The following is a 19,893-nucleotide window of genomic DNA, read 5'->3' as shown; positions in this document are numbered from 1 at the left end:
AGGCCAGCGGCACCAACCCCACCTCCTATTCCTCCCCACAAGCGGGGGGAAAGCGACGGCAGCGCCCTATTGCGGCTTCAGCGCCGGGACGCTTTTGGCCGAGTTGAGGTCGAAGGTCTTGTTCCGAAGCGGGTCGAGCTTGGTGCCTTCCGACGCGTCGAAGGCTTTCGGGCGCGGGGCCGACGGGTCGGGGGCGCCACCGGCGAAGTTCGTGCCCTCCGGTGCATAGGCGGAGGCCCGGCCCGGCACGCTCGACGGATCGGTCGGAGGATCGGCCTTGTCCACGGGGGCGGCGTCAGTGGGTACCTCCTTGCGGGCGCGCTCCACCTGGCGCCAGCGGGCGACGTTGCGCGAATGGCCTTCCAGGCTGTCCGCGAAGGCGTGGCCGCCGGTGCCGTCGGCGACGAAATAGAGGTCCTTGGTGCGCGACGGGTTGGCGACGGCCTCGAGCGCGGCGCGGCCCGGATTGGCGATCGGCCCCGGCGGCAGGCCTTCGATGACGTAGGTGTTGTAGGGCGTGGCCCGGTCGATCTCCGAGCGCTGGATGCCACGGCCGAGCGTGCCGCGTCCGCCCACCAGACCGTAGACGATGGTGGGGTCCGATTGCAGCTTCATGCGCTTGTTGAGGCGGTTCACGAACACCCCTGCGACGCGGGGGCGCTCGTCGGCCCGGCCAGTCTCCTTCTCGACGATGGAGGCCAGGGTCACCATCTCGGCCGGGGTCTTCACCGGGATCTCGGCCGAGCGGCGCAGCCAGATCTGGTTGAGCACCTCGCGCTGCTTGGCGCGCATCAGGTTGACGATCTGCTGACGGGTGGCGCCGCGCTCGAACTTGTAGGTGTCAGGCAGGAGCGAGCCCTCGGGCGGGATCTCGTTAATGTCGCCGGTGAGGATGTCGTTCTCGTTGAGACGCACCACGATCTGTTCGGAGGTCAGCCCCTCGGGGAAGGTGATGGCGTGCTGCACCTGCCGGCCGGTGGATAGGGTTTCGATGGTGTCGCCGATGCTGGCATGAGCCTTGAACGTGTACTCACCGGCCTTCAGCGCCTTGCCCGAGAAGCGGGAGGCCCATTCGAACAGGGCGGTGTGGCTTATGACGCCCTCCCGGCTCAGAGCCTCGGCGATCTCGGAGGTGCCGCTGCGCGGCGGGATGACCACGACCTTGTCGGCGGCGAGCGGGCCGGGCTCGCGGATCTGCCGGTCGAACAGCGTCACGCCGATCATCGCCGCGATGGCCAGGATGACGGCGGCGGTGAGCAGGCCGCTGATCGTGCTGAGCAACCCGCCGCGCTCTCGCACCGGACGGTCCGGCGGGGGCGGCGCGGCCGTGGGCTTGATCGCCTCGCTGGGGCTGCGCGGGGACGCGCGGTTCAGCTGTGCCGGCTCTTCGGAGGGGACCGGAAACGGCGCCGGGTCCGGATTTTTGCGCTTGCGGAAGAACATGGACATCCTGTTCGGGCCTCGCCTCTCGCCAACCTCTTCTCGGCCCGACGATGCGGTCGTCGTGTTGTCATGTCCGACAGGGGCCATGCGTGCCACGAGTCTCAGGCAATGAGGTGCCGGTGCATGGGTGGACCTCCCGGATGGAGGCCACAGGTTCCGTGCGTCAAACCTGACTACACCCGGGCGGCCGGGTTATACGAGACGGAGTGAACCGGTTTTGTGGCAAAAAGGCGTATTACCGCTCCATCGTCACGGCCCCGCCCCCGTTGCCGACAGCCCTTTGGCGTGAACCTCACGAGGCGTTCGAGGAAGGCCCCCGCCTGCCGCTCGAGCAGGCGATACGAGGCTGGGGCGATCAGGATCTTCGCCGTGAGCAAGATGACGAGGTTAGGGAGCAGGTGGAGCGAGGAGGATGCATCACCGCTGATCTACAGCGCGCGTAATAAAGAAAGCCACCATGCAGAAGTAGACTTTCGCCTATGGGCGACTGGTTTCGGCTTTGCCGTCCGTTTCCGACGAATGTCGCTATCGATGGAAAACAGGACTTTCGGCTGGGGACCCTCGGATCAAGCTGCGTTGGCCCTTACTGGGGCCGCCGTCCATCTCGCCGGTGACAGCATTCTGCTGTCAGACCCGCCGCATCACCAGCGACGCATTCGTCCCGCCAAATCCAAAAGAATTCGACAGCACGACATCCACCTGCTTGCGCTTGGCTTCATGCGGCACGAGGTCGATGGCCGTTTCCACCGACGGTGTGTCGAGGTTCAGCGTCGGCGGCATCACGCCGTCGCGGATGGTGAGGATCGAGAAGATCGCCTCGATGGCGCCAGCCGCGCCCAAGAGATGCCCCACCGCCGATTTGGTGGAGGACATGGCGGCCTTGGCCGCGTTGTCGCCGAGCAGGCGCTCGACGGCCTTGAGTTCGAGCTCGTCGCCCATCGGCGTCGAGGTGCCGTGCGCGTTGATGTAGTCGATGTCGCCAGCCGAGATGCCGGCGCGTTTCACGGCGGCGCTCATGCAGCGGAAGGCGCCGTCGCCGTCCGGGGCCGGCGACGTGATGTGGTAGGCGTCGCCCGTGAGGCCGTAGCCGACCACCTCGGCATAGATCCGAGCGCCGCGCGCCTTGGCGTGCTCGTATTCCTCCAACACCACCACGCCGGCGCCTTCGCCCATGACGAAGCCGTCGCGGTCCTTGTCATAGGGGCGCGAAGCCTTGGTTGGCTGGTCGTTGAAACCTGTGGAGAGGGCGCGGCAGGCGGCGAAGCCCGCGAGCGCGAGGCGGTTCACCGGAGATTCGGCACCACCCGCCACCATGACGTCGGCATCGCCGAACTGAATCAGCCGGGCCGCGTCGCCGATAGCATGGGCGCCGGTGGAACATGCGGTGACCACCGCGTGATTCGGCCCCTTGAGCCCGTGCGCGATCGAAACCTGGCCCGAGGCGAGGTTGATGATGCGGCCGGGAATGAAGAACGGCGAGATCCGCCGCGGGCCCTTGTCGTGCAGGGTCACGGAGGCGTCGTAGATGCCGCCGATCCCGCCGATGCCGGAGCCGATCATCACGCCGGTGGCGCATTGATCTTCGTGGGACTTCGGATGCCATCCGGCATCGTCGAGCGCCTGGCCGGCGGCGGCCATGGCGTAGACGATGAACGGATCGACCTTGCGCTGCTCCTTCGCCTCCATCCACCGGTCGGGATTGAAGGTGCCGTCGCTGCCATCTCCGAACGGGACCGAACAGGCGATGCGGCAGGCGAGATCGGACACGTCGAAGGCTGTCACCTGCGACGCTCCGCTATCTCCCGCGATCAACCGGCTCCAGGTGGTCTCGACGTCGCTTCCCAGCGGCGTCACCATGCCTAAGCCCGTCACCACAACCCGACGCATCGCGTTATCCCGAACCGGTCCCGTCATCATCATTCCAAACGGCGCACGGGGCGATCGAGCCCCGCTTGTCGATGCGCCTTTTGCCCCTCGCGCTTAGGCGGAGTTCTTCTCGAGGAACTTCACGGCGTCGCCGACCGTCTGAATGGTCTCGGCGGCATCGTCGGGGATCTCGACGTTGAACTCTTCCTCGAACGCCATCACGAGCTCGACGGTGTCGAGGCTGTCGGCGCCGAGATCATCGATGAAGTTTGCGCCCTCGACTACCTTTTCCGGCTCAACGCCGAGGTGCTCGACAACGATCTTCTTCACGCGCTCAGCGATATCGCTCATCGTTCTTGGTCCTTAGCTATTCGATCGTGATGGTGAAGGCGCCGTGGCCGCCATCCCGCTTGTGAGGATTTTGAAGGCGGCCGGTGTCCGATCGCGCGTGGCCTTGAGAACCCGCAACACGCAGAACCGTCAACCCCCCTCGCACGGCAGCCGGGGTGGTAGCACAGGGTTTTCGTGCTGGCGAGGGGCGGTTCACAAACCGTTCATCGCTGTGGCTTTTTCGAGCGAAGGAACACTTATTTTTCGTGTGCAGTGCAGCAAAGCGATCTGCGTCAAGGCAATAAAAGACGCCTCAATACATCGCCATGCCGCCATTCACGTGCAAGGTCTGGCCGGTGACGTAGCCGGCCTCGGCGGAGGCGAGATAGACGGCTGCCGCGCCGATCTCGTCCCCGGTGCCCAGGCGGTTCATGGGCACGCGGGTGAGAATTCCCTCACGTTGCTTCTCGTTGAGCACATCCGTCATCGGCGAGGTGATGAAGCCCGGCGCGATGCAGTTGACGGTGAGGTTGCGGGTGGCGACCTCGGCGGCCAGGGCCTTGGTCATGCCGACGAGGCCGGCCTTGGCGGCGGCATAGTTCACCTGGCCGGGATTGCCGGTGGCGCCCACGACGGACCCCACATTGATGATACGGCCGTTCCGCCGCTTCATCATGCCTTTCACCGCCGCCCGAGAGAGCCGGAACGCCGCGGTGAGGTTCACGGCGATCACCGCATCCCACTCGTCGTCCTTCATCCGCAGCATGAGGTTGTCGCGGGTGATGCCGGCATTGTTGACGAGGATGTCGAGGCCGCCCATCGCGGCCTCGGCCGCCGGCACCAGGGCCTCGACGGCATCCTTGTCCGACAGGTTGCCGGGCACGAGGTGGACGCGCTCGCCGCCGAGTTCGGCGGACAGGGCTTCCAGCGCCTCGGGGCGGGTGCCGGAAATGGCGACGATGGCACCCTGCGCGTGGAGCGCCTTGGCGATGGCGCCGCCGAGGCCGCCGGTCGCGCCGGTGACGAGGGCCTTGCGGCCGGTCAGGTCGAACATGGGCAATCCTGTTGTCAGCTGAGCGTCGGGAAGGCGGCGACGTCGTCGGGCGTGCCGACGGGAGTCGCGGTGGAGCCGGAAGCGATCCGCTTGACGAGGCCGGTGAGCACCTTGCCACTGCCGATCTCGTAGAACTGGTCGATGCCGGCGGCCGCCATGGCCTCGACGCATTCGCGCCAGCGCACGGTGCCGGTCACCTGCGCGACGAGGGCCTGCCGGATGGCGGCGGGCTCGACGACCGGCGAGGCCAGCACGTTGGAATAGACCGGGACCAGAGGTGCCTTCATGGCTACGCGGGTCAGGGCATCCTGCATGGCCTCGGCGGCCGGCGACATCATCGAGCAATGGAACGGGGCGGAGACGTTGAGCATCACCGCACGCTTGATGCCGCGCGCCTGGGCAATCGCCACCGCGCGCTCCACCGCGGCCTTCCCGCCCGAGAGCACCACCTGCCCGGCGCCGTTGTCGTTGGCGACGTCGCAGACATCTCCTTCGGCGGCTTCCGAGGCGATGGACAGGGCCAGCTCGGCATCGGCGCCGATCAGGGCGGCCATGGCCCCCGCCCCCGGTGCGACCGCGCCCTGCATCGCCTCGCCGCGAATGCGCAGGAGCCGGGCGGTATCGGAGATCGTGAACGTTCCGGCGGCGGCGAGCGCCGTGTATTCGCCGAGCGAGTGGCCGGCTACCGCCGCCACGTCGCGAACGAGATCGAGGCCGCGTGTCGCCTGGAGCACGCGCACGACCGCGAGGCTCGCCGCCATCAGGGCGGGCTGCGCGTTGGCGGTGAGGGTCAGTTCCTCCGTCGGTCCCTCGAACATCAGCGTCGAGAGGGACTGGCCCAAGGCCTCGTCCACCTCATCGAAGACGGCTTTCGCCTGGGGGAAGGATTCCGCCAGGGCCCGGCCCATGCCGACGGCCTGGCTGCCCTGGCCGGGAAAGATGAATGCGCGCGCCATGTTCGTCGAAATCCTTTGCCACGTCGTCGCACGGGAAAGGGCGGCGCAGTCGCACCGTGTGCTGCAAGTGTCAACACGAGCTGAGACGAAGCGACGGACGAATACCGGTCTCGACCGATATCGAGACCACGATGTCGATGAGAATGCCGCGCTTGTTCTCTGGCTCGGCCACCGCCGGACGCCCATCACCGAAATGCAGGCGTCCGGTGGTCGGCGTACGGCGGCTGCCGATAGGTCCGTCTCAGGCCTCGTTGAAGAAATCCACCGTGCCGGTGTCGAGGCTGTAGGATGCCCCGACGATGCGCAGCTTGCCCGCCTTCAACGGGTCGAGCAGCGCCGGCTCCGAGGCGGTGCGCATGCGGTTCACCACGCGGTCGACATTGGCGCGTACGCAATTCTCCAGGAAATCGCCGGGCTTGCCGCGCACCGAGAGCACCGCCGGAACGATCGGTTCGATCATCCGGCCGATGGAGCCCGGATAGACGGTGTTGTTCTCGACCACATCCGCAGCGGCCTGCACAGCGCCGCAACGGCTATGCCCCATGACCAGGATGAGCGGCACGCCGAGCTGGGAGACGGCGTATTCCACCGATCCGAGGGCGGCGGTGTCGGCGGTGTTGCCGGCATTGCGGACGATGAAGAGTTCGCCGAGACCCCGCCCGAACAGGATCTCCGGGGAGACGCGGGAATCGGAACAGCTCACCAGCACGCAGAACGGGGTCTGGCCGAGGGCGATCTCGATCCGGCGCTCACGCCCTTGCACCGCGCGGACGGGGCTGTCGGTCTTGTAGAGCCGGTTGCCCTCCTTCATCAGCTCCAGCGCCTGATCGGCCGTCAGGTCCGTCCTCTTGGTGGACGGGCTGGCCGCCAGACCGAGATTCGGCATGGCGGTGGCGGCGAAGGCCGCTGCGCCGAGATGGCAGGCACAGCTGAACAGGCCGCGGCGGCTGAGCGTCTTCGTCATGAGGTTTGGGCCCTCTTCAATTCCCATGCGAAGGCTCGCACGAGCTTAACCGTGCCACGCATAACCGGGGGGCAGGGCGCTGTCGCCCGGGCGATAAGCAGCGGCCTCGGGCGGGAATGGAACGCCGGTCCCGAACGTGCTGCCCGTGGAGGCGTCGGGGGCAATATGCCGGTCGCGCTTGTTGCGCCACGCGAGGCGGTGTAAGAGGCGCGTTCAATCATACTATTCCCGGTCCTATGGAAGGAGCCTCTGCGCATGGCTCGCGTCACCGTTGAAGACTGCATCGACAAGGTCGAGAACCGCTTCGAGCTCGTCCTGCTCGCGAGCCACCGTGCCCGCCTGTTGGCCGCCGGGGCGCCGCTGACGATCGACCGCGACCGCGACAAGAACCCCGTCTGCGCCCTGCGCGAAATCGGCGACGAAACCATCACCGCCGACGACCTCAAGGAACAGCTGATCCATTCGATGCAGAAATACGTCGAGGTGGATGAGCCCGAGGCCGAGACGGTGCCGCTGCTGTCGAGCTCGCCGGCCGCCGCCGCCGTCGCACCGCAATCCTCCAGCGATGACGGCGCCGTCCAGTTCGACCGGATGAGCGAAGAAGATCTTCTGCGCGGTCTCGAGAACCTCGCTCCTCCGACCGAGACGGACGAAGAGGCCGAGTGATCGGACGACGCGTTTATTACTGACGATCCCGCGAAGACCCGGCCCAGCGCCGGGTTTTTCGTTTTTCGGGGCGAGAAACCGGTGTCATGCGGCGCCATGGGTCTGGCGTGCCCGGCCGCGATGCGGGACAACATGAGACAGAGGCGGGCAGTGACGATGTGTGAAGGGTGTTGCGGCGGATGATGCGCCAGTACGAGCTCGTCGAGCGGGTGAGGCGTTACAACCCCGCCACCAACGAGGCCCTTCTCAACCGCGCCTATGTCTATGCCATGCGGGCTCATGGGACGCAGAAGCGGGCCTCGGGCGATCCGTTCTTCGCCCATCCGCTGGAAGTTGCCGCGATCCTCACCGATCTCCGGCTCGACGACGCCACCATCGTCGCCGCCGTGCTGCACGATACGGTCGAGGACACGGCAGCCACCCTCGACGAGATCAGCGAGATCTTCAGCCCCGAGATCGGCGCCCTGGTGGATGGGCTGACCAAGCTCAAGCGCCTCGACCTCGTCTCGAAACGTGCGGCGCAGGGGGAGAACTTCCGCAAGCTGCTGTTGGCCGTCGCGGCGGATGTGCGCGTGCTGCTGGTCAAGCTCGCCGACCGCCTGCACAACATGCGCACGCTTCATCACATGAAGCCGGAGAAGCGTGAGCGGATCGCCCAGGAGACGCTGGATATCTACGCGCCGCTGGCCGGACGCATGGGTATGCAGGAACTGCGCGAAGAGCTCGAAGACCTCGCGCTGCGCAACCTCAAGCCCGAGATCTACGCGACGATCACCCAGCGGCTCGCCGACCTCGCCGTGAAATCCGAACGGCTGGTCGAGAGTATCGAACGGGACCTGACCGCCAAGCTCGCGGCCCAGGGCATCAACGCCGTCGTCACCGGACGGCAGAAGCGGCCCTTCTCCATTTCCGCCAAGATGGAGCGTAAATCCGTCGCCTTCGAGCAGCTCTCGGACATCTTCGGCTTCCGCATCATCGTGGAATCCCTGTCCGAATGTTACGGGGCGCTGGGTGTCGTGCACACCACCTGGCCGATGGTGCCGGGTCGTTACAAGGACTACATCTCCACCCCGAAACAGAACGATTACCGCTCGATCCACACCACCGTGATCGGGCCGAAGAGCCAGCGCGTCGAGCTGCAGATCCGCACCGCGGCCATGGACGAGATCGCCGAATACGGCATCGCCGCGCATGCCCATTACAAGGAATCCGGCGGAAAAGACGAGATCGGCGGCGTCCATCCGCGCCTCGCCACGGAAAGCGGCGCCTATCAATGGCTGCGGCGGACCATCGAGCTCCTGGCCGAGGGCGACAGCCCGGAGGAATTCCTCGAACACACCAAGCTCGAACTGTTTCAGGACCAGGTGTTCTGCTTCACGCCGAAGGGGCGCCTCATCGCTTTGCCACGCGGCGCGACGCCGATCGATTTCGCCTATGCGGTCCATACCGACGTGGGCAACACGGCGGTGGGGGCCAAGATCAACGGCCGCATGGCGCCGCTGCTGATCGAGCTCGTCAACGGCGACGAGGTCGAGATCGCCCGGGCCGATGGACAATCGCCTCCGGCCGCCTGGGAATCCCTCGTGGTCACCGGCAAGGCCCGCGCCGCGATCCGGCGCGCGACCCGCTCGGCCGTGCGCCGCCAATATGCCGGCCTCGGCCGCCAGATCCTCGATCGTGCCTTCGAGCGGGCGGCCAAGAACTTCTCCGAGGACAAGCTGCGCGGGGCGCTTCCTCGCCTCGCCCGGCAGAGCACCGAAGACGTGTTCGCGGCGGTGGGCCGGGGCGAGATGTTCTCGGGCGACGTGGTCCGCGCGGTCTATCCCGACCACAAGGACGAGCGCCGGACGGCGCCTGCAGCCCTGCAGCAGCCGATGGACGGGGGCGCCGGTCGCCTCAGCCTCGCCAAGGGGCAGGCCATGCGGCTCACCTTCCCCGAGGGCACCGCCGATATGGGCCGGCCGGATGCCATCCCGATCCGCGGCCTCGACAACGACCTGCCGGTGAGCTTCGCGCCGAATGGCGGCGCGGTGCCGGGAGACCGCATCGTCGGTATCCTCACCCCCGGTGTCGGGGTCACGATCTATCCGATCCAGTCGGCGGCGCTCGCGGATTTCGACAACGAACCGGCACGCTGGCTCGATGTGCGCTGGGATGTCGAGGCGGGGGGGAGCGAACGTTTTCCCGCGCGCCTCGCCCTGCAATCGATCAACGAGCCCGGTGTTCTGGCCCAGATCGCGCAGGTCATCGCCGACCACGACGGCAATATCGACAATGTCTCGATGAAGCGACGCACCCAGGACTTCACCGAGATCGTGATCGATCTTTCGGTCTGGGACCTGAAGCACCTCAACGCCATCGTCGCCGAGCTGCGCGGTAAGCGCACTGTGAGCAGGGTCGACCGCGTCAACGGCTGAGCGTCCGTACCCCTCTGGGCGCGTCGTCGGCGCGCGCCTTGCGCCAGGTGGCCCGCGCTGCCACAAACGCGGCCCTCACTCGCTATCCAAGGAACACGTTTCTCATGACGCCAGACGCGGTGCTCGCGGAATTCCGCGATGCAGGGGCTCTGCTCGAAGGACATTTCGTGCTCAGTTCCGGGCTCCATTCCGGCGTCTTCCTGCAGAAGATGGCGATCTTCTCCGATCCGGTCCGGACCGAGCGCCTGTGCAAGGCCCTGGCGGAGGTCATCGTCGCCCGCTTCGGCCCGATCGACATCGTCGTGTCCCCGGCGATCGGCGGGATCGTTCCGGGATACGAGACGGCGCGTCATCTCGGAGCACGCGCCATCTTCGTCGAACGTGATCCCGGCGGGCCCTTCAGCCTTCGTCGCGGCTTCAGCATTCCGGCCGGCCAACGCGCCGTGATCGTCGAGGATATCGTGACGACGGGGCTTTCCGCCCGCGAATGCCTCGCATCGCTCCAAAGCGAGCCCGGGGAGGTCATCGGCGCGGCCTGCCTCATCGACCGTTCGGGCGGGCGCGGCGAAATCGGCCTGCCGCTCGTTACCCTGGTCACTCTCGACATTCCGGCTTATGCTGCCGATGCCTTGCCGCCGGAACTTGCCGCGCTGCCTGCCGTCAAGCCGGGTAGCCGGGTGATGCCTCCCGCCTAATCTTAAGCAAGGCTAAAACTGAATGTGGTCGATGAACTGATGCGCAATTGGGCGCAACAGTTGTAGACCGTCAAATATTCTCGGCAGAACCTGGTTTTATCCTCAATTTCAGGTGATTGTATACCAATCGTGGTTGACAGGTATGTCAATCCGACAATAACAAAGGAGAGGCTTGGCCGTTGCCTGTGGTATTCGACCGGTTCTTAGAATTTATTATTAATTCTAACGTTCTGTCCGTTATCAACCTTGGGTTGTCAAGGCATCGGGCGGCGAATGATCAGTCAAATGTGACGAATTATTAGGACTGCAACATCTTACGTCTGAAAATTCTGATGAGAAAATGGATCTTTCAATGAGCGCACAACAGCGCAGTGCTCTGTTTATCGACGGAGCGAATCTTTACGCGGCAACGAAGGCGCTTGGCTTCGATATCGATTATCGCCGTCTGCTTAAGGAATTTCAAGCTCGCGACAATTTGATCCGGGCTTTTTACTACACAGCCATGGTCGAAGACCAGGAATATTCATCGATCCGCCCGCTGATCGATTGGCTCGATTATAACGGTTATCGGGTTGTGACCAAACCGGCTAAGGAATTCACCGATTCCGCCGGTCGTCGCAAGATCAAAGGCAATATGGACATCGAACTCGCCATCGATGCCCTCGAACTCGCGCCCCGCATCGATCATATGGTCCTGTTCTCGGGCGATGGCGATTTTCGCTCCCTGGTGGAGGCGATGCAGCGCCGCGGGGTCCGGGTCACCGTCGTCTCGACGATCCAGACACAGCCGGCCATGATCGCCGACGACCTTCGCCGACAGGCCGACGAGTTCGTCGACCTCGTCCACCTCATTCCCCGCGTCGGTCGCGATCCGGGCGAGCGCGGCGTCCGGACCCAGGGTGAGGGCCTGGCCCGCAATCCTCGGGACGTGCCGCGGGAGGCTCCACGGGACATGACGCGCGACGTGGCCGAGCGGCCGGTCGCCCGCGCCAATCCCGGACTGGAGACCCGCTACGGTATCCGTCAGGGCGACGACGTCAGCGAGCAGTAGACGTTCACTCGACCGGGGGAAGTCTGCGTCTCGCCTCCCTCCCCCCGGTATGCGGATGGCCGAAGCCGCGATTGCCGGTTCACCCCATGGCGTTGGAGCGAGGCTCCGAGAGTTCACGCTCCAGCCGTGATGCATGCGCGAAGAACCGGCGGCGCACATCCGCCGCGTAGGGGTTCGCGCGCTCGATCGCGTCGAAGATTTCCGGGGCATCGTTCCTGATCATGCCCACCGCCTGCATTAGCAGGTCGAAGCTCTTCGTCGTCATCCGGGTCGGGAGCGGCTCCATCTCGACAAAGACCTTGGCGATGAGATGCGTCAGGCCCTGAACCGAGGCGGCTGCCCGGTCATGTGCCTCGGGATCCGTGAGGATGACATCGAGGCCGAGATGCTTCCGTAGGAAGGCCGCGGCGCGCAGGCCTCCCCGCCCCCGGATCGGACATACGGCGATCTTCAGCCCCTTCAGGCCGGAGCGCGCGCTTTGCGGGCCGAAGAGCGGATGCGTGGCGACGATCCCGACGTGATCGGGCAACCCTTCCGCCATGATCCGCGCGGCGACCATCTTCACCGAGGCGACATCGAGGACGAGTGCGCCCGGCCGCAGGTGAGGTCCGATGGCGGAGACCACCTCGGCGAGCTTGGAGACTGGAGCAGCCAGCACGACCACGGGACAGTAAGCCACTTCGGCGAGCGAGCCGAGCCGCACCCCGGCTTTCCTCGCCCCTTTCTGCGTACTGGATTCACATATCTGGTCGCCGGCCGTTCTCCCTTCCCAAGCGGGTTCGACATGAGGCGCGCCGGGCTCCCTCTCTTGCAAGGAGAGGGCTGGAGTGAGGTGTGGTCCACCTCCGAAAAGGTCACACACCTCACCCTGTCCCTCTCCTTCCAGGGGTGTGGACCCGCGCATCCCGCGAGATGTGTGAACGCCGTTGCCTTCCAGGAGAAGGGACCCGTGCTGCCCGCGAGATGCCTGAATATCGTCGGCGTGCGGCAGGGTGGGATCGTAGGCGCGCAACGCGAAATACCGCCCGAGATGTTGGGCGATCAGCTGGCCGAACGCGCCGAATCCGATGATCCCGACGGTGATGCGTGATGGAGGGGACGTAACCAAAGACACGGAACTGACCTCTATGGAGCCGAGGGGCCAGCGGTGCTTGGAAGAGGGTCAACCGCCGACGACCGGGGCGGTTGAGACGTGACAGAGCACCTCGCCACTAAGGGAGCGGCGCGTAATACAATCCGGAAAGGATCGGGTTCGTCGTCATGGGCGGTGTCTTGGCAGGACGGGCATCGCCCGTCAACGGAGCGTTCGCCGATCAGCCCTTGTCGCGCATGATCCGGGCACGGTCGCGCTCCCAGTCCCGCTCCTTGGCGCTCTCGCGCTTGTCGTGGAGCTTCTTGCCCCGGCCGAGGCCGAGTTCGATCTTCGCGCGGCCCTGCTCGTTGAAGTAGATCTTCAGCGGCACCACCGTGTAGCCCTCGCGCTTCGTGGCGCCGATGAGCTTGTTGATCTGTTTGCGGTGGAGCAACAGCCGGCGCGGACGCTTGGTCTCGTGGTTGAAGCGGTTGGCTTCGAGATATTCCGGGATGTAGGCGTTGAACAGGAACAGCTCGTCACCCGACGGACCGGCATAGGCCTCGCCGATGGCCGCCTTGCCCTTGCGCAGAGATTTGACCTCCGTCCCGGTCAGGGCGATGCCCGCCTCGAGGACGTCGGAGATTTCGTAATGAAAGCGGGCGGCGCGGTTGTCGGCGACGACGCGGCGGGTGTCTTGCGGTTTGGGAGCCATCACATCGTCGGTTCTGGTGCATCGGCCTATCCGAGCCGATGCCCCTTGTCTGGAAGGAAGCTGATGCCGTCGCCGGCCGCGCGACGCGGCCGATCGACACTCATATGGTTCGCCGGGGTTTCGCCTGCGAGGGGGCTCAGCCGTCGATCAGGCCGGCATGGCGCAGGGCGGAATCGACGATTGCCTTCGTGGCATCGCTGACCGTGAGGAGCGGGAGGCGCACCTCGTCGCTCATATGGCCCAGCCGCGAGAGACCGTATTTCACCGGTGACGGGTTCGATTCCGCGAACAGCCCCACATGCAGCGGCAACAATTGGTCCTGGATCCGCAGGGCCGTGGCGTAATCGCCGGACAGGGTCGCTTCCTGAAGCTTGGCGCAGAGGCGCGGCGCCACGTTGGAGACCACCGAGATGCAGCCGACGCCGCCCTGAGCATTGAATCCGAGCGCCGTCGCATCTTCGCCCGAAAGCTGGATGAAGTCTTCACCCATGGCTTGGCGTTGCAGGCTGACACGGTCGAGCTTGGCCGTGGCGTCCTTCACGCCGGCGATGTTCTTGAGCTCATACAGCCGCGCCATGGTTTCGACGCTCATGTCGACCACGGAACGTGGGGGAATATTGTAGATGATGATCGGAATACCGATGGCGTCGTTGACGGCCTTGAAATGCGCGTAGAGCCCGGCCTGCGTCGGCTTGTTGTAGTAGGGCGTCACGACGAGCACTGCGTCGGCACCGGCCTTCTCCGCGTTGACGGCCCGGTCGACGGCCTCGGCCGTGGAGTTCGAGCCCGCGCCCGCGATGACCGGTACCCGGCCGGCGGTCTCGGCGATGCAGGCAGCCACGACACGGTCGTGCTCGTCATGGCTCAGGGTAGGCGTCTCGCCGGTGGTGCCTACGGGCACGAGGCCATGGATGCCCTGCTCGATCTGCCAGTTCACAAATTTGCGAAAGGCGTCCTCGTCGAAGGCGCCATCGCGAAACGGAGTGGCGAGCGCGGTCATGGCGCCCCTGAGGCGCTGTGTCGTGGTGTCGGTCATCCTGGCGTTCCCGGCCGTCGATTTTTCGGTGGGCCGGTGTGCCGGCCGCATCACCGCTCTCGCGGACGGGCAGACATAGGGCCTTGCCGGCACGCGCGCAAACGCTCTGTCGGCGCGGTTAATGACTTCTTAATGCCCTCCGGGACAGCTTAGGCATGTCCGCATCTGACGGGACTTGAAGAACCATGGCGTTCTGGACACGCTCGCATCGTGCCGCCCTCCCCGTTTCCCTCGCCCTTGCCTTGGCGGGGACGACGATGCTGGTCGTGCCGAACACGATCTTCCCGGCCGCCGCGGCCCAGGGGGAGGATGTCACCACCCGCCCGTCGAGCGACGCCGTCGCCCCCTCCGTCATGGTGCCGGACAGCAAGGCCGCGGAGACCGAGGCAGTCGCCGCCGATGCGCTGAAGCTGGATGACCGCAGCGCCGAGACCGTGGCGAGCAAGGCCCTGCCCGCCGCCGCCAAGGCCTATGCCTCCGCCGATCCGGAAGCGCCGATCGCCTTCCCGCTTCCCGACGCCGCCATGACGCCGGCCGCGCCCGTACCGGAAGTGCCCGACCCCGCCCGCGCCGCGCAGGTCGCGCCGGATGTCGACCTCCCCGCTCTGCGCCAGGCCATCGACGCCTATCGGCGCGGCAAGGTCTCCGAAGGCGACCGCCTGCGCGACGGCTTCACCGATCCGGCGGCCCTCGCTCTGCTCGAATGGGTGGCGATCCGCGCCGGCTCCGGCATCGGCTTCGAGCGCACTGTCTCCTTCACCCGGACGAACCCGGAATGGCCGGCGGGTCCGCTCCTCCGCCGCCGCGCCGAGGAGGCACTTCTCACCGAGCGCAAGAACCCGGCGACCGTGCGCGCCTTCTTCGCCGGAACACGTCCGTCGAGCGCTCCCGGCAAGTTCGCCCTCGCGCTCGCCTTCCGGGCCGATTCCCTCGACGAGGACGCCGCCTCCCTGGTCCGCGACCTGTGGCGCTCGGAAACCTTCGGGCGCGCCCTCGAGACCAAGGTGATGGATGCCTTTCCGAGTGTCCTCACCCGCGTCGATCACCGCTTCCGCATGGAGCGCGCCCTCCTGAAGGAGGATTACGAGACGGCCGGGCGGGCCGCCTCCTATGCCGGCGGCGGCTACGCCAGTCTGGTCCGCGCCCGCCGTGCCGTGGAAGACAAGAGTTCGTCGGCCGCCTCCGCGCTGAACGCCGTGCCGCCGTCGCTCCGCAGCGATCCGTCCTACATCCTGTCGCGGGCGCAATACCTGCGCCGGGCCGACAAGGCGGTGGAAGCCGCCGCGATCCTCGCCACCGCCCCCACCAACGGCGATGTCCTGGTGGATGGCGACGAATGGTGGGTCGAGCGCCGGATCGTCGCCCGCAAGCTCATCGACATCGGCAATCCGAGCCTCGCCTACGAGGTCGCCGCCGGCCATAGCGGTCGCACCGTGGAGAAGCGGATCGAGGCCGAGTTCCATGCCGGCTGGATCGCCCTGCGCTTCCTCGACGATCCGGCCAAGGCCACCAACCATTTCGCCAAGGCCGCGACCATTGCCGAGACGCCGATCTCGCTGGCCCGCGTGGCCTATTGGCAGGGCCGCGCCGCCGAGGCGGCCGGCGAAGCCGGGCTGGCCAAGACCTTCTACGAGCGCGCCGCGCTTCAGCCCATCGCCTATTACGGGCAGCTCGCGCGGGCGAAGCTCGGGCAGGCGAGCCTGCCGCTCCGCGTCGTCCCCGATCTCGAACCCGCGGCCGCGGCCGCGTTCGACAACCGCCTGACCACGCGGGCGCTGCGGATGCTGGAGGCGGCTTCGCTGAAGGATCTGGCTTTGCCGCTCTACATCGACACGGCGAATCGCCTGACCAACCCGGCCGAGCTCAGCGCGCTGGGCAACCTCGCCGTGGAGGTGCGGAATTCGCGAGCCCTCGTGGCGGTGGGCAAGCTCGCGGTGCAGCGTGGGCTGCCCCTCGATGCCCATGCCTACCCGACCATCGGCATTCCCGAGTACGAGGCCTCCGCCGCCGTTCCCCTGGTGGAGAAGGCCATGGTCTTCGCCATCGCCCGCCAGGAAAGCCAGTTCGATCCTCGCGCCCAATCGAGCGTCGGCGCCCGTGGGTTGATGCAGATGATGCCGGCCACCGCCCAGCGCACGGCGCGACGGGTCAGCGCCTCCTACGACCAGGACCGCCTCACCAGCGATCCCGCCTACAATGCCCGCCTCGGCCAGGCCCATCTCGGGGAGCTGATGGAGGATTGGCGTGGCTCCTACATCCTCGCCTTCGCCTCCTACAATGCCGGTGGCGGCAACGTGAAGAAGTGGATCGACGCCTATGGCGATCCGCGCCGGACCGGCGTCGATCCCATCGACTGGGTCGAGCGCATCCCCTTCACCGAGACCCGCAACTACGTCCAGCGCGTGATGGAGAATTTGCAGGTCTACCGCAGCCGGTTGGAAGGCAAGAGCGCGCTGCTGATCGAAGGAGACCTTCAGCGCGGGGCGCGGTGAGCGGAGGGGTTATCCTCTCCCGGCCACCTCATCGCGAAACTTTCCCTCGAAGCTTCTGCTCGGCACTGTCAGCCCGTCTCGGTGATGGAGCGAGGCGGTCGGGGGAGCGGCCGACACCGTCGAGGCCCGACACCCTCGGCGATGGACGCGCCAGCCTCGCCAGTGCTCCGGTTCCGGCGCCAACGATATAGGCCGTCAGGTTCAGCGCCGCGCTCTCCACCCAGAAGCCCGGGCGGCCCGGTACGATCCCGCTGAAAGCGAGCCCAGCGAGCGCAACGGCCCCAAATCCGAGTCCGAGCCCGATGGCGGTCGAAAGCCGGTCGCGTGGCGGTCCGAAGTGCCATCCGATGGCGGTGCCCAGCGCGAAGCTGGCGGCCAGCGCGGGCCAGAGAATCGTCAACAGCAGAAGCATCGGGACGATCTCTCAGGAGCGCAGGGCGAGGCCGACGCCCTGCCCGGTGGCATTGGCGCGACCGGCGGGAGCGGCGACGATCCTGTCCGCCGGGATGCCGGCTTGGAGCAGATACTCGACGATCACAAGCGCTCGCTGTCGAGCCATGTCGGGTTCCGGCTCCGCCGGTTTCGCCTCCTTCGAGGCTTCCGTCTTGGCATCCTTCTCCTTCGCCGCCTTGTCCCCGTTGGCCTTGTCCTTGCCGTCCTTCGCCGAAGCCGGTTTGGGATCGGCGGGCTTCACCGGGGGCTTGTCGGTCTTCGCGACCGCCGGTTTCGAGGCCTTGTCGGCGTCCCGAGCCTTCCCCGAATCGACGGAAGAAGTGTTCTCCACTCCCGCATCGAGGGCGGGTTTCGGTGCGCCCGCGGCACCCGCCGGGTCAACATGCCCCGTCACCTCGATGCGCAGGCCGGTGCAGGCTTTCGCAGCTGAAGCCACCGCGTCGAGGGTCGGATAGAACTCCGCCTTCAGGGTGACGCTGCCGGGGGCGAAGAGCAGGCGGCGCCCCTCGATCGCGCGGTCGAACGAGCCCCGGCAGGCCTTATCCTCCATGGTCTCGCTGGCTGACGGCTTGACCTCGGCCTGCCCCTGCCAACCGGCCGGCATCCGCCGGGAGAGGTCCATTTCGAAGCGTCCGGCACTCTCGCGGTAGAGGCTATTCCCGGAGAGCGCGAGAGTCCTGTCCGAGATCCGGATTTCGCCCGTGGCGAGCAGGGACAGCGCGCTGATGCCGGCCTCGATCGCGCCGGTGAGATTGGCCGGCGCGCCCTCGGCGATGCGAATTTTGTCCACGATGCGTTCGCGGAAGAAGCGCGGTCGCAGCGTCGCCAGGATACGGTCGCGCGTGGCGCCGTCGGGAAGGTGTCCGGTCAGGGTCACCGCGTCGCTCTCGCGGCGGACCATGAAGCGATAGGGGGAGAGCGGCATGGCGGCGAGATCGACAGGCCCGGCCCTGGTGCCGGACGGTCGCCCGTCGCGCAAAAGCGCGTCGATTTCGCCGATGGCCTGCCCGTCGAGGGCGGTCCCCGAGACCGACACGCGCGAATCGGCAAAGGTCACGCTGCCATCCTGCATCAGGGACGAGACCCGAAACGCGAAGCGGCCGAGCGTGGTCGGATCGATCCCATCCGCAAGACCACGGGCGGTCTGCATTCGGTCGTCCACCGTGGCGCCATCGGCGGCGTCGTCGGCCACGGCGCGGATCTCCTCGCGTGCCGTCTCCGACACGACATTGCCCGAAAGGACGAGGTTGCCGCCGCGCTCGCGAGTCACCGCAAACCGGAAATCGGGGGTCGCTGCCGGCCGGATGTCGACCTTGCCCATGGTGAAGCCGGTCGGGGGATGGGCCAAGGCCTGCCTAACGGCCTCGTAATCGGCCACCGTCGATGCCTCGCCGCTCAGCGACACCGTGGTGTCGGCGATGGTGGCGCTGGCGCCCGGAGCCAGCGGCTTCAGCTGTTCGAGCGCGAAGGCAGAGGCGGTGGAAAAGTCCGGCGGTGCCCCGCGCGCGGCTTTCGCCTGATCGACGATCCTGGTCTCGGAGGGAAGCTCCGGGGCGAGCTTCGCGGCAAGGGCACTCGGACCGATCTCGACAGGCCGGTTGCCGGTCAGTTCGATCCGTTCCGGGCTGGTGCGTGTCGCCGTCCAGACGAAGGGCGAGGCATCCTCGACGATCCCGATACGCCCGACCACGCGGCGCAGGCCAGGCAGGCGCTTGAGCCTGTCGAGGGCCGCGACGCGCCCGGCCTCGTCGGGCGCCTCCCCGGTGGCGATGAGGTCACGGCCGCGTACCGTCAGGCGCAGCCAGGGCTCCAACCCCGTCTCGGCCGTCGCACGCACGACAGCCCCGGCGTTGTCTTCGAGCCGCCGCTCCGCGCGGCTGGCGAGGAACGGCGTCGCAACGCCGACGATGAGCGCCAGTCCGGGCAGGCCGACGGCCCAGCCGAATTTCTGGAGCAAGGGGTAGGACGGGAGGGCGGGCAATGCGAACCTCGGGGATCGGCCGCCACCAGACACCCGCTTCGCGGCATCTTGAAGACGTCGCAGGCTCATTCCCATCGATCGCCGCCTCTTTCCTCGTTCACATGCCTTCACCCCCGCGCGCGACAGCGCCGGGGGCATGGCCCAGAAGAAGCCCCAAAAGGGGGACGCGGGACGCCGCGGAACCCATTGAGCGCTATAATAGTGTGCCGGTCCCCCGGCGTCCCGTCAGGCTCCGGCGTTCCCGCCGGGGCCTGTTTTGCGTCGCGGTGTCTCCAGCGGTCCTCGCGTTGCGTCGCGCCTGAGGTGGTCGTGTTGCATCCCAGCCCGGCTGTTCGAACGGACTTTGCCCCGCACGCCCTCTCGTATTGGAGGGGCCGCAAACCTCATCATGGCAGCCCAGAACGGGNCGTCGCGGTGTCTCCAGCGGTCCTCGCGTTGCGTCGCGCCTGAGGTGGTCGTGTTGCATCCCAGCCCGGCTGTTCGAACGGACTTTGCCCCGCACGCCCTCTCGTATTGGAGGGGCCGCAAACCTCGTCATGGCAGCCCAGAACGGGGTCGGTGCCGGGGCATTTAACTCCCGACCTACCGCGCCCCCATCCGAGCCCCCAGACTATCGAGCCGCCGCCCGGGGCGATGGTGACCGACACCACCGACGCAGGCACCGCCCCGCCGCCCCTTTCGGCCCACCCGGTCGGTCACCGG

17 protein-coding genes are annotated in these 19,893 nt (G+C 66.8%); 6 read left to right on the top strand and 11 right to left on the bottom strand.

The annotated features are described in order from the left end of the window. Positions 1 to 66 precede the first annotated feature (66 nt). The 6 genes from mltG to ASF32_RS03570 all read right to left on the bottom strand — a co-directional run bounded on the left by mltG (position 67) and on the right by ASF32_RS03570 (position 6,613). Positions 67 to 1,443 (bottom strand): endolytic transglycosylase MltG, encoded by a 1,377-nt coding sequence (gene mltG, locus ASF32_RS03595; protein ID WP_056424433.1) that lies wholly within the window; start codon positions 1,441 to 1,443, stop codon positions 67 to 69. A 627-nt stretch (positions 1,444 to 2,070) separates the two neighbouring features. Further along, positions 2,071 to 3,330 (bottom strand): beta-ketoacyl-ACP synthase II, encoded by a 1,260-nt coding sequence (gene fabF, locus ASF32_RS03590; protein ID WP_056424431.1) that lies wholly within the window; start codon positions 3,328 to 3,330, stop codon positions 2,071 to 2,073. A gap of 93 nt (positions 3,331 to 3,423) precedes the next feature. Continuing rightward, positions 3,424 to 3,660 carry an acyl carrier protein gene (locus ASF32_RS03585; RefSeq protein ID WP_018044468.1) on the bottom strand — a complete coding sequence of 79 codons (237 nt, stop codon included), beginning with the start codon at positions 3,658 to 3,660 and terminating at the stop codon, positions 3,424 to 3,426. Between the two features lie 292 nt (positions 3,661 to 3,952). Next, positions 3,953 to 4,693 (bottom strand): 3-oxoacyl-[acyl-carrier-protein] reductase, encoded by a 741-nt coding sequence (gene fabG / locus ASF32_RS03580; RefSeq protein WP_056423767.1) that lies wholly within the window; start codon positions 4,691 to 4,693, stop codon positions 3,953 to 3,955. A 14-nt stretch (positions 4,694 to 4,707) separates the two neighbouring features. Then, positions 4,708 to 5,649, bottom strand: a complete 942-nt coding sequence (gene fabD / locus ASF32_RS03575; RefSeq protein WP_056423765.1) for an ACP S-malonyltransferase — start codon at positions 5,647 to 5,649, stop codon at positions 4,708 to 4,710. 241 nt (positions 5,650 to 5,890) lie between these two features. Continuing rightward, positions 5,891 to 6,613 carry a carbonic anhydrase gene (locus ASF32_RS03570; protein ID WP_056423763.1) on the bottom strand — a complete coding sequence of 241 codons (723 nt, stop codon included), beginning with the start codon at positions 6,611 to 6,613 and terminating at the stop codon, positions 5,891 to 5,893. A gap of 255 nt (positions 6,614 to 6,868) precedes the next feature. Here ASF32_RS03570 and rpoZ point away from each other — a divergent pair, with 255 nt between their 5' ends. From rpoZ to ASF32_RS03550, 4 genes are all read left to right on the top strand, one after another. Then, a complete protein-coding gene (rpoZ, locus tag ASF32_RS03565) occupies positions 6,869 to 7,279 on the top strand; it encodes a DNA-directed RNA polymerase subunit omega (protein WP_019904660.1) in 411 nt (136 codons plus the stop codon). A gap of 179 nt (positions 7,280 to 7,458) precedes the next feature. After that, positions 7,459 to 9,696: a bifunctional (p)ppGpp synthetase/guanosine-3',5'-bis(diphosphate) 3'-pyrophosphohydrolase gene (locus tag ASF32_RS03560; protein ID WP_056423761.1), complete on the top strand. Its 2,238-nt coding sequence runs from the start codon at positions 7,459 to 7,461 to the stop codon at positions 9,694 to 9,696. Between the two features lie 104 nt (positions 9,697 to 9,800). Then, positions 9,801 to 10,391: an orotate phosphoribosyltransferase gene (gene pyrE, locus ASF32_RS03555; RefSeq protein WP_056423759.1), complete on the top strand. Its 591-nt coding sequence runs from the start codon at positions 9,801 to 9,803 to the stop codon at positions 10,389 to 10,391. Between the two features lie 352 nt (positions 10,392 to 10,743). Further along, complete coding sequence (locus tag ASF32_RS03550) at positions 10,744 to 11,442, top strand: NYN domain-containing protein (RefSeq protein WP_056423758.1); 699 nt, start codon at positions 10,744 to 10,746, stop codon at positions 11,440 to 11,442. Between the two features lie 79 nt (positions 11,443 to 11,521). Here ASF32_RS03550 and ASF32_RS03545 read toward each other — a convergent pair whose 3' ends face one another. Further along, entirely contained in the window at positions 11,522 to 12,145 is a 624-nt protein-coding gene (locus ASF32_RS03545; protein WP_056423756.1) for a prephenate dehydrogenase/arogenate dehydrogenase family protein, read from the bottom strand. Positions 12,146 to 12,358: 213 nt separating this feature from the next. Here ASF32_RS03545 and ASF32_RS25090 point away from each other — a divergent pair, with 213 nt between their 5' ends. Continuing rightward, entirely contained in the window at positions 12,359 to 12,532 is a 174-nt protein-coding gene (locus ASF32_RS25090) for a hypothetical protein (protein WP_156467672.1), read from the top strand. Positions 12,533 to 12,755: 223 nt separating this feature from the next. Here ASF32_RS25090 and smpB read toward each other — a convergent pair whose 3' ends face one another. Together smpB and dapA are read right to left on the bottom strand one after the other, a co-directional pair. Next, positions 12,756 to 13,229 carry an SsrA-binding protein SmpB gene (smpB, locus tag ASF32_RS03540; RefSeq protein ID WP_018044478.1) on the bottom strand — a complete coding sequence of 158 codons (474 nt, stop codon included), beginning with the start codon at positions 13,227 to 13,229 and terminating at the stop codon, positions 12,756 to 12,758. Positions 13,230 to 13,365: 136 nt separating this feature from the next. Beyond that, the gene (gene dapA / locus ASF32_RS03535) at positions 13,366 to 14,265 is read right to left on the bottom strand and encodes a 4-hydroxy-tetrahydrodipicolinate synthase (RefSeq protein ID WP_056424428.1); all 900 of its coding nucleotides are present in this window, start codon (positions 14,263 to 14,265) and stop codon (positions 13,366 to 13,368) included. Between the two features lie 185 nt (positions 14,266 to 14,450). Here dapA and ASF32_RS03530 point away from each other — a divergent pair, with 185 nt between their 5' ends. Next, positions 14,451 to 16,757: a lytic transglycosylase domain-containing protein gene (locus ASF32_RS03530; RefSeq protein ID WP_056423753.1), complete on the top strand. Its 2,307-nt coding sequence runs from the start codon at positions 14,451 to 14,453 to the stop codon at positions 16,755 to 16,757. A gap of 28 nt (positions 16,758 to 16,785) precedes the next feature. Here ASF32_RS03530 and ASF32_RS03525 read toward each other — a convergent pair whose 3' ends face one another. Both ASF32_RS03525 and ASF32_RS03520 read right to left on the bottom strand, forming a co-directional pair. Then, positions 16,786 to 17,169, bottom strand: coding sequence for a hypothetical protein (locus ASF32_RS03525; RefSeq protein ID WP_056423751.1), 384 nt, complete (start codon positions 17,167 to 17,169; stop codon positions 16,786 to 16,788). Positions 17,170 to 17,181: 12 nt separating this feature from the next. Beyond that, positions 17,182 to 19,191, bottom strand: a complete 2,010-nt coding sequence (locus ASF32_RS03520) for a BON domain-containing protein (RefSeq protein ID WP_244483588.1) — start codon at positions 19,189 to 19,191, stop codon at positions 17,182 to 17,184. Between the last annotated feature and the right edge of the window lie 702 nt (positions 19,192 to 19,893).

Origin of the sequence: Methylobacterium sp. Leaf91, from assembly GCF_001422815.1 — a bacterium.
GTDB lineage: Bacteria > Pseudomonadota > Alphaproteobacteria > Rhizobiales > Beijerinckiaceae > Methylobacterium.
The sequence above is the reverse complement of the archived record's forward strand: the minus strand, read 5'-3'. Positions and strand labels throughout refer to the sequence as shown.

What these genes read in the sequence shown, in the direction of transcription:
- mltG (WP_056424433.1), bottom strand. Translation starts at nt 1,443, where the DNA reads ATGTTCTTCCGCAAGCGCAAAAATCCGGACCCGGCGCCGTTTCCGGTC.
- fabF (WP_056424431.1), bottom strand. Translation starts at nt 3,330, where the DNA reads ATGCGTCGGGTTGTGGTGACGGGCTTAGGCATGGTGACGCCGCTGGGA.
- ASF32_RS03585 (WP_018044468.1), bottom strand. Translation starts at nt 3,660, where the DNA reads ATGAGCGATATCGCTGAGCGCGTGAAGAAGATCGTTGTCGAGCACCTC.
- fabG (WP_056423767.1), bottom strand. Translation starts at nt 4,693, where the DNA reads ATGTTCGACCTGACCGGCCGCAAGGCCCTCGTCACCGGCGCGACCGGC.
- fabD (WP_056423765.1), bottom strand. Translation starts at nt 5,649, where the DNA reads ATGGCGCGCGCATTCATCTTTCCCGGCCAGGGCAGCCAGGCCGTCGGC.
- ASF32_RS03570 (WP_056423763.1), bottom strand. Translation starts at nt 6,613, where the DNA reads ATGACGAAGACGCTCAGCCGCCGCGGCCTGTTCAGCTGTGCCTGCCAT.
- rpoZ (WP_019904660.1), top strand. Translation starts at nt 6,869, where the DNA reads ATGGCTCGCGTCACCGTTGAAGACTGCATCGACAAGGTCGAGAACCGC.
- ASF32_RS03560 (WP_056423761.1), top strand. Translation starts at nt 7,459, where the DNA reads ATGATGCGCCAGTACGAGCTCGTCGAGCGGGTGAGGCGTTACAACCCC.
- pyrE (WP_056423759.1), top strand. Translation starts at nt 9,801, where the DNA reads ATGACGCCAGACGCGGTGCTCGCGGAATTCCGCGATGCAGGGGCTCTG.
- ASF32_RS03550 (WP_056423758.1), top strand. Translation starts at nt 10,744, where the DNA reads ATGAGCGCACAACAGCGCAGTGCTCTGTTTATCGACGGAGCGAATCTT.
- smpB (WP_018044478.1), bottom strand. Translation starts at nt 13,229, where the DNA reads ATGGCTCCCAAACCGCAAGACACCCGCCGCGTCGTCGCCGACAACCGC.
- dapA (WP_056424428.1), bottom strand. Translation starts at nt 14,265, where the DNA reads ATGACCGACACCACGACACAGCGCCTCAGGGGCGCCATGACCGCGCTC.
- ASF32_RS03530 (WP_056423753.1), top strand. Translation starts at nt 14,451, where the DNA reads ATGGCGTTCTGGACACGCTCGCATCGTGCCGCCCTCCCCGTTTCCCTC.
- ASF32_RS03525 (WP_056423751.1), bottom strand. Translation starts at nt 17,169, where the DNA reads ATGCTTCTGCTGTTGACGATTCTCTGGCCCGCGCTGGCCGCCAGCTTC.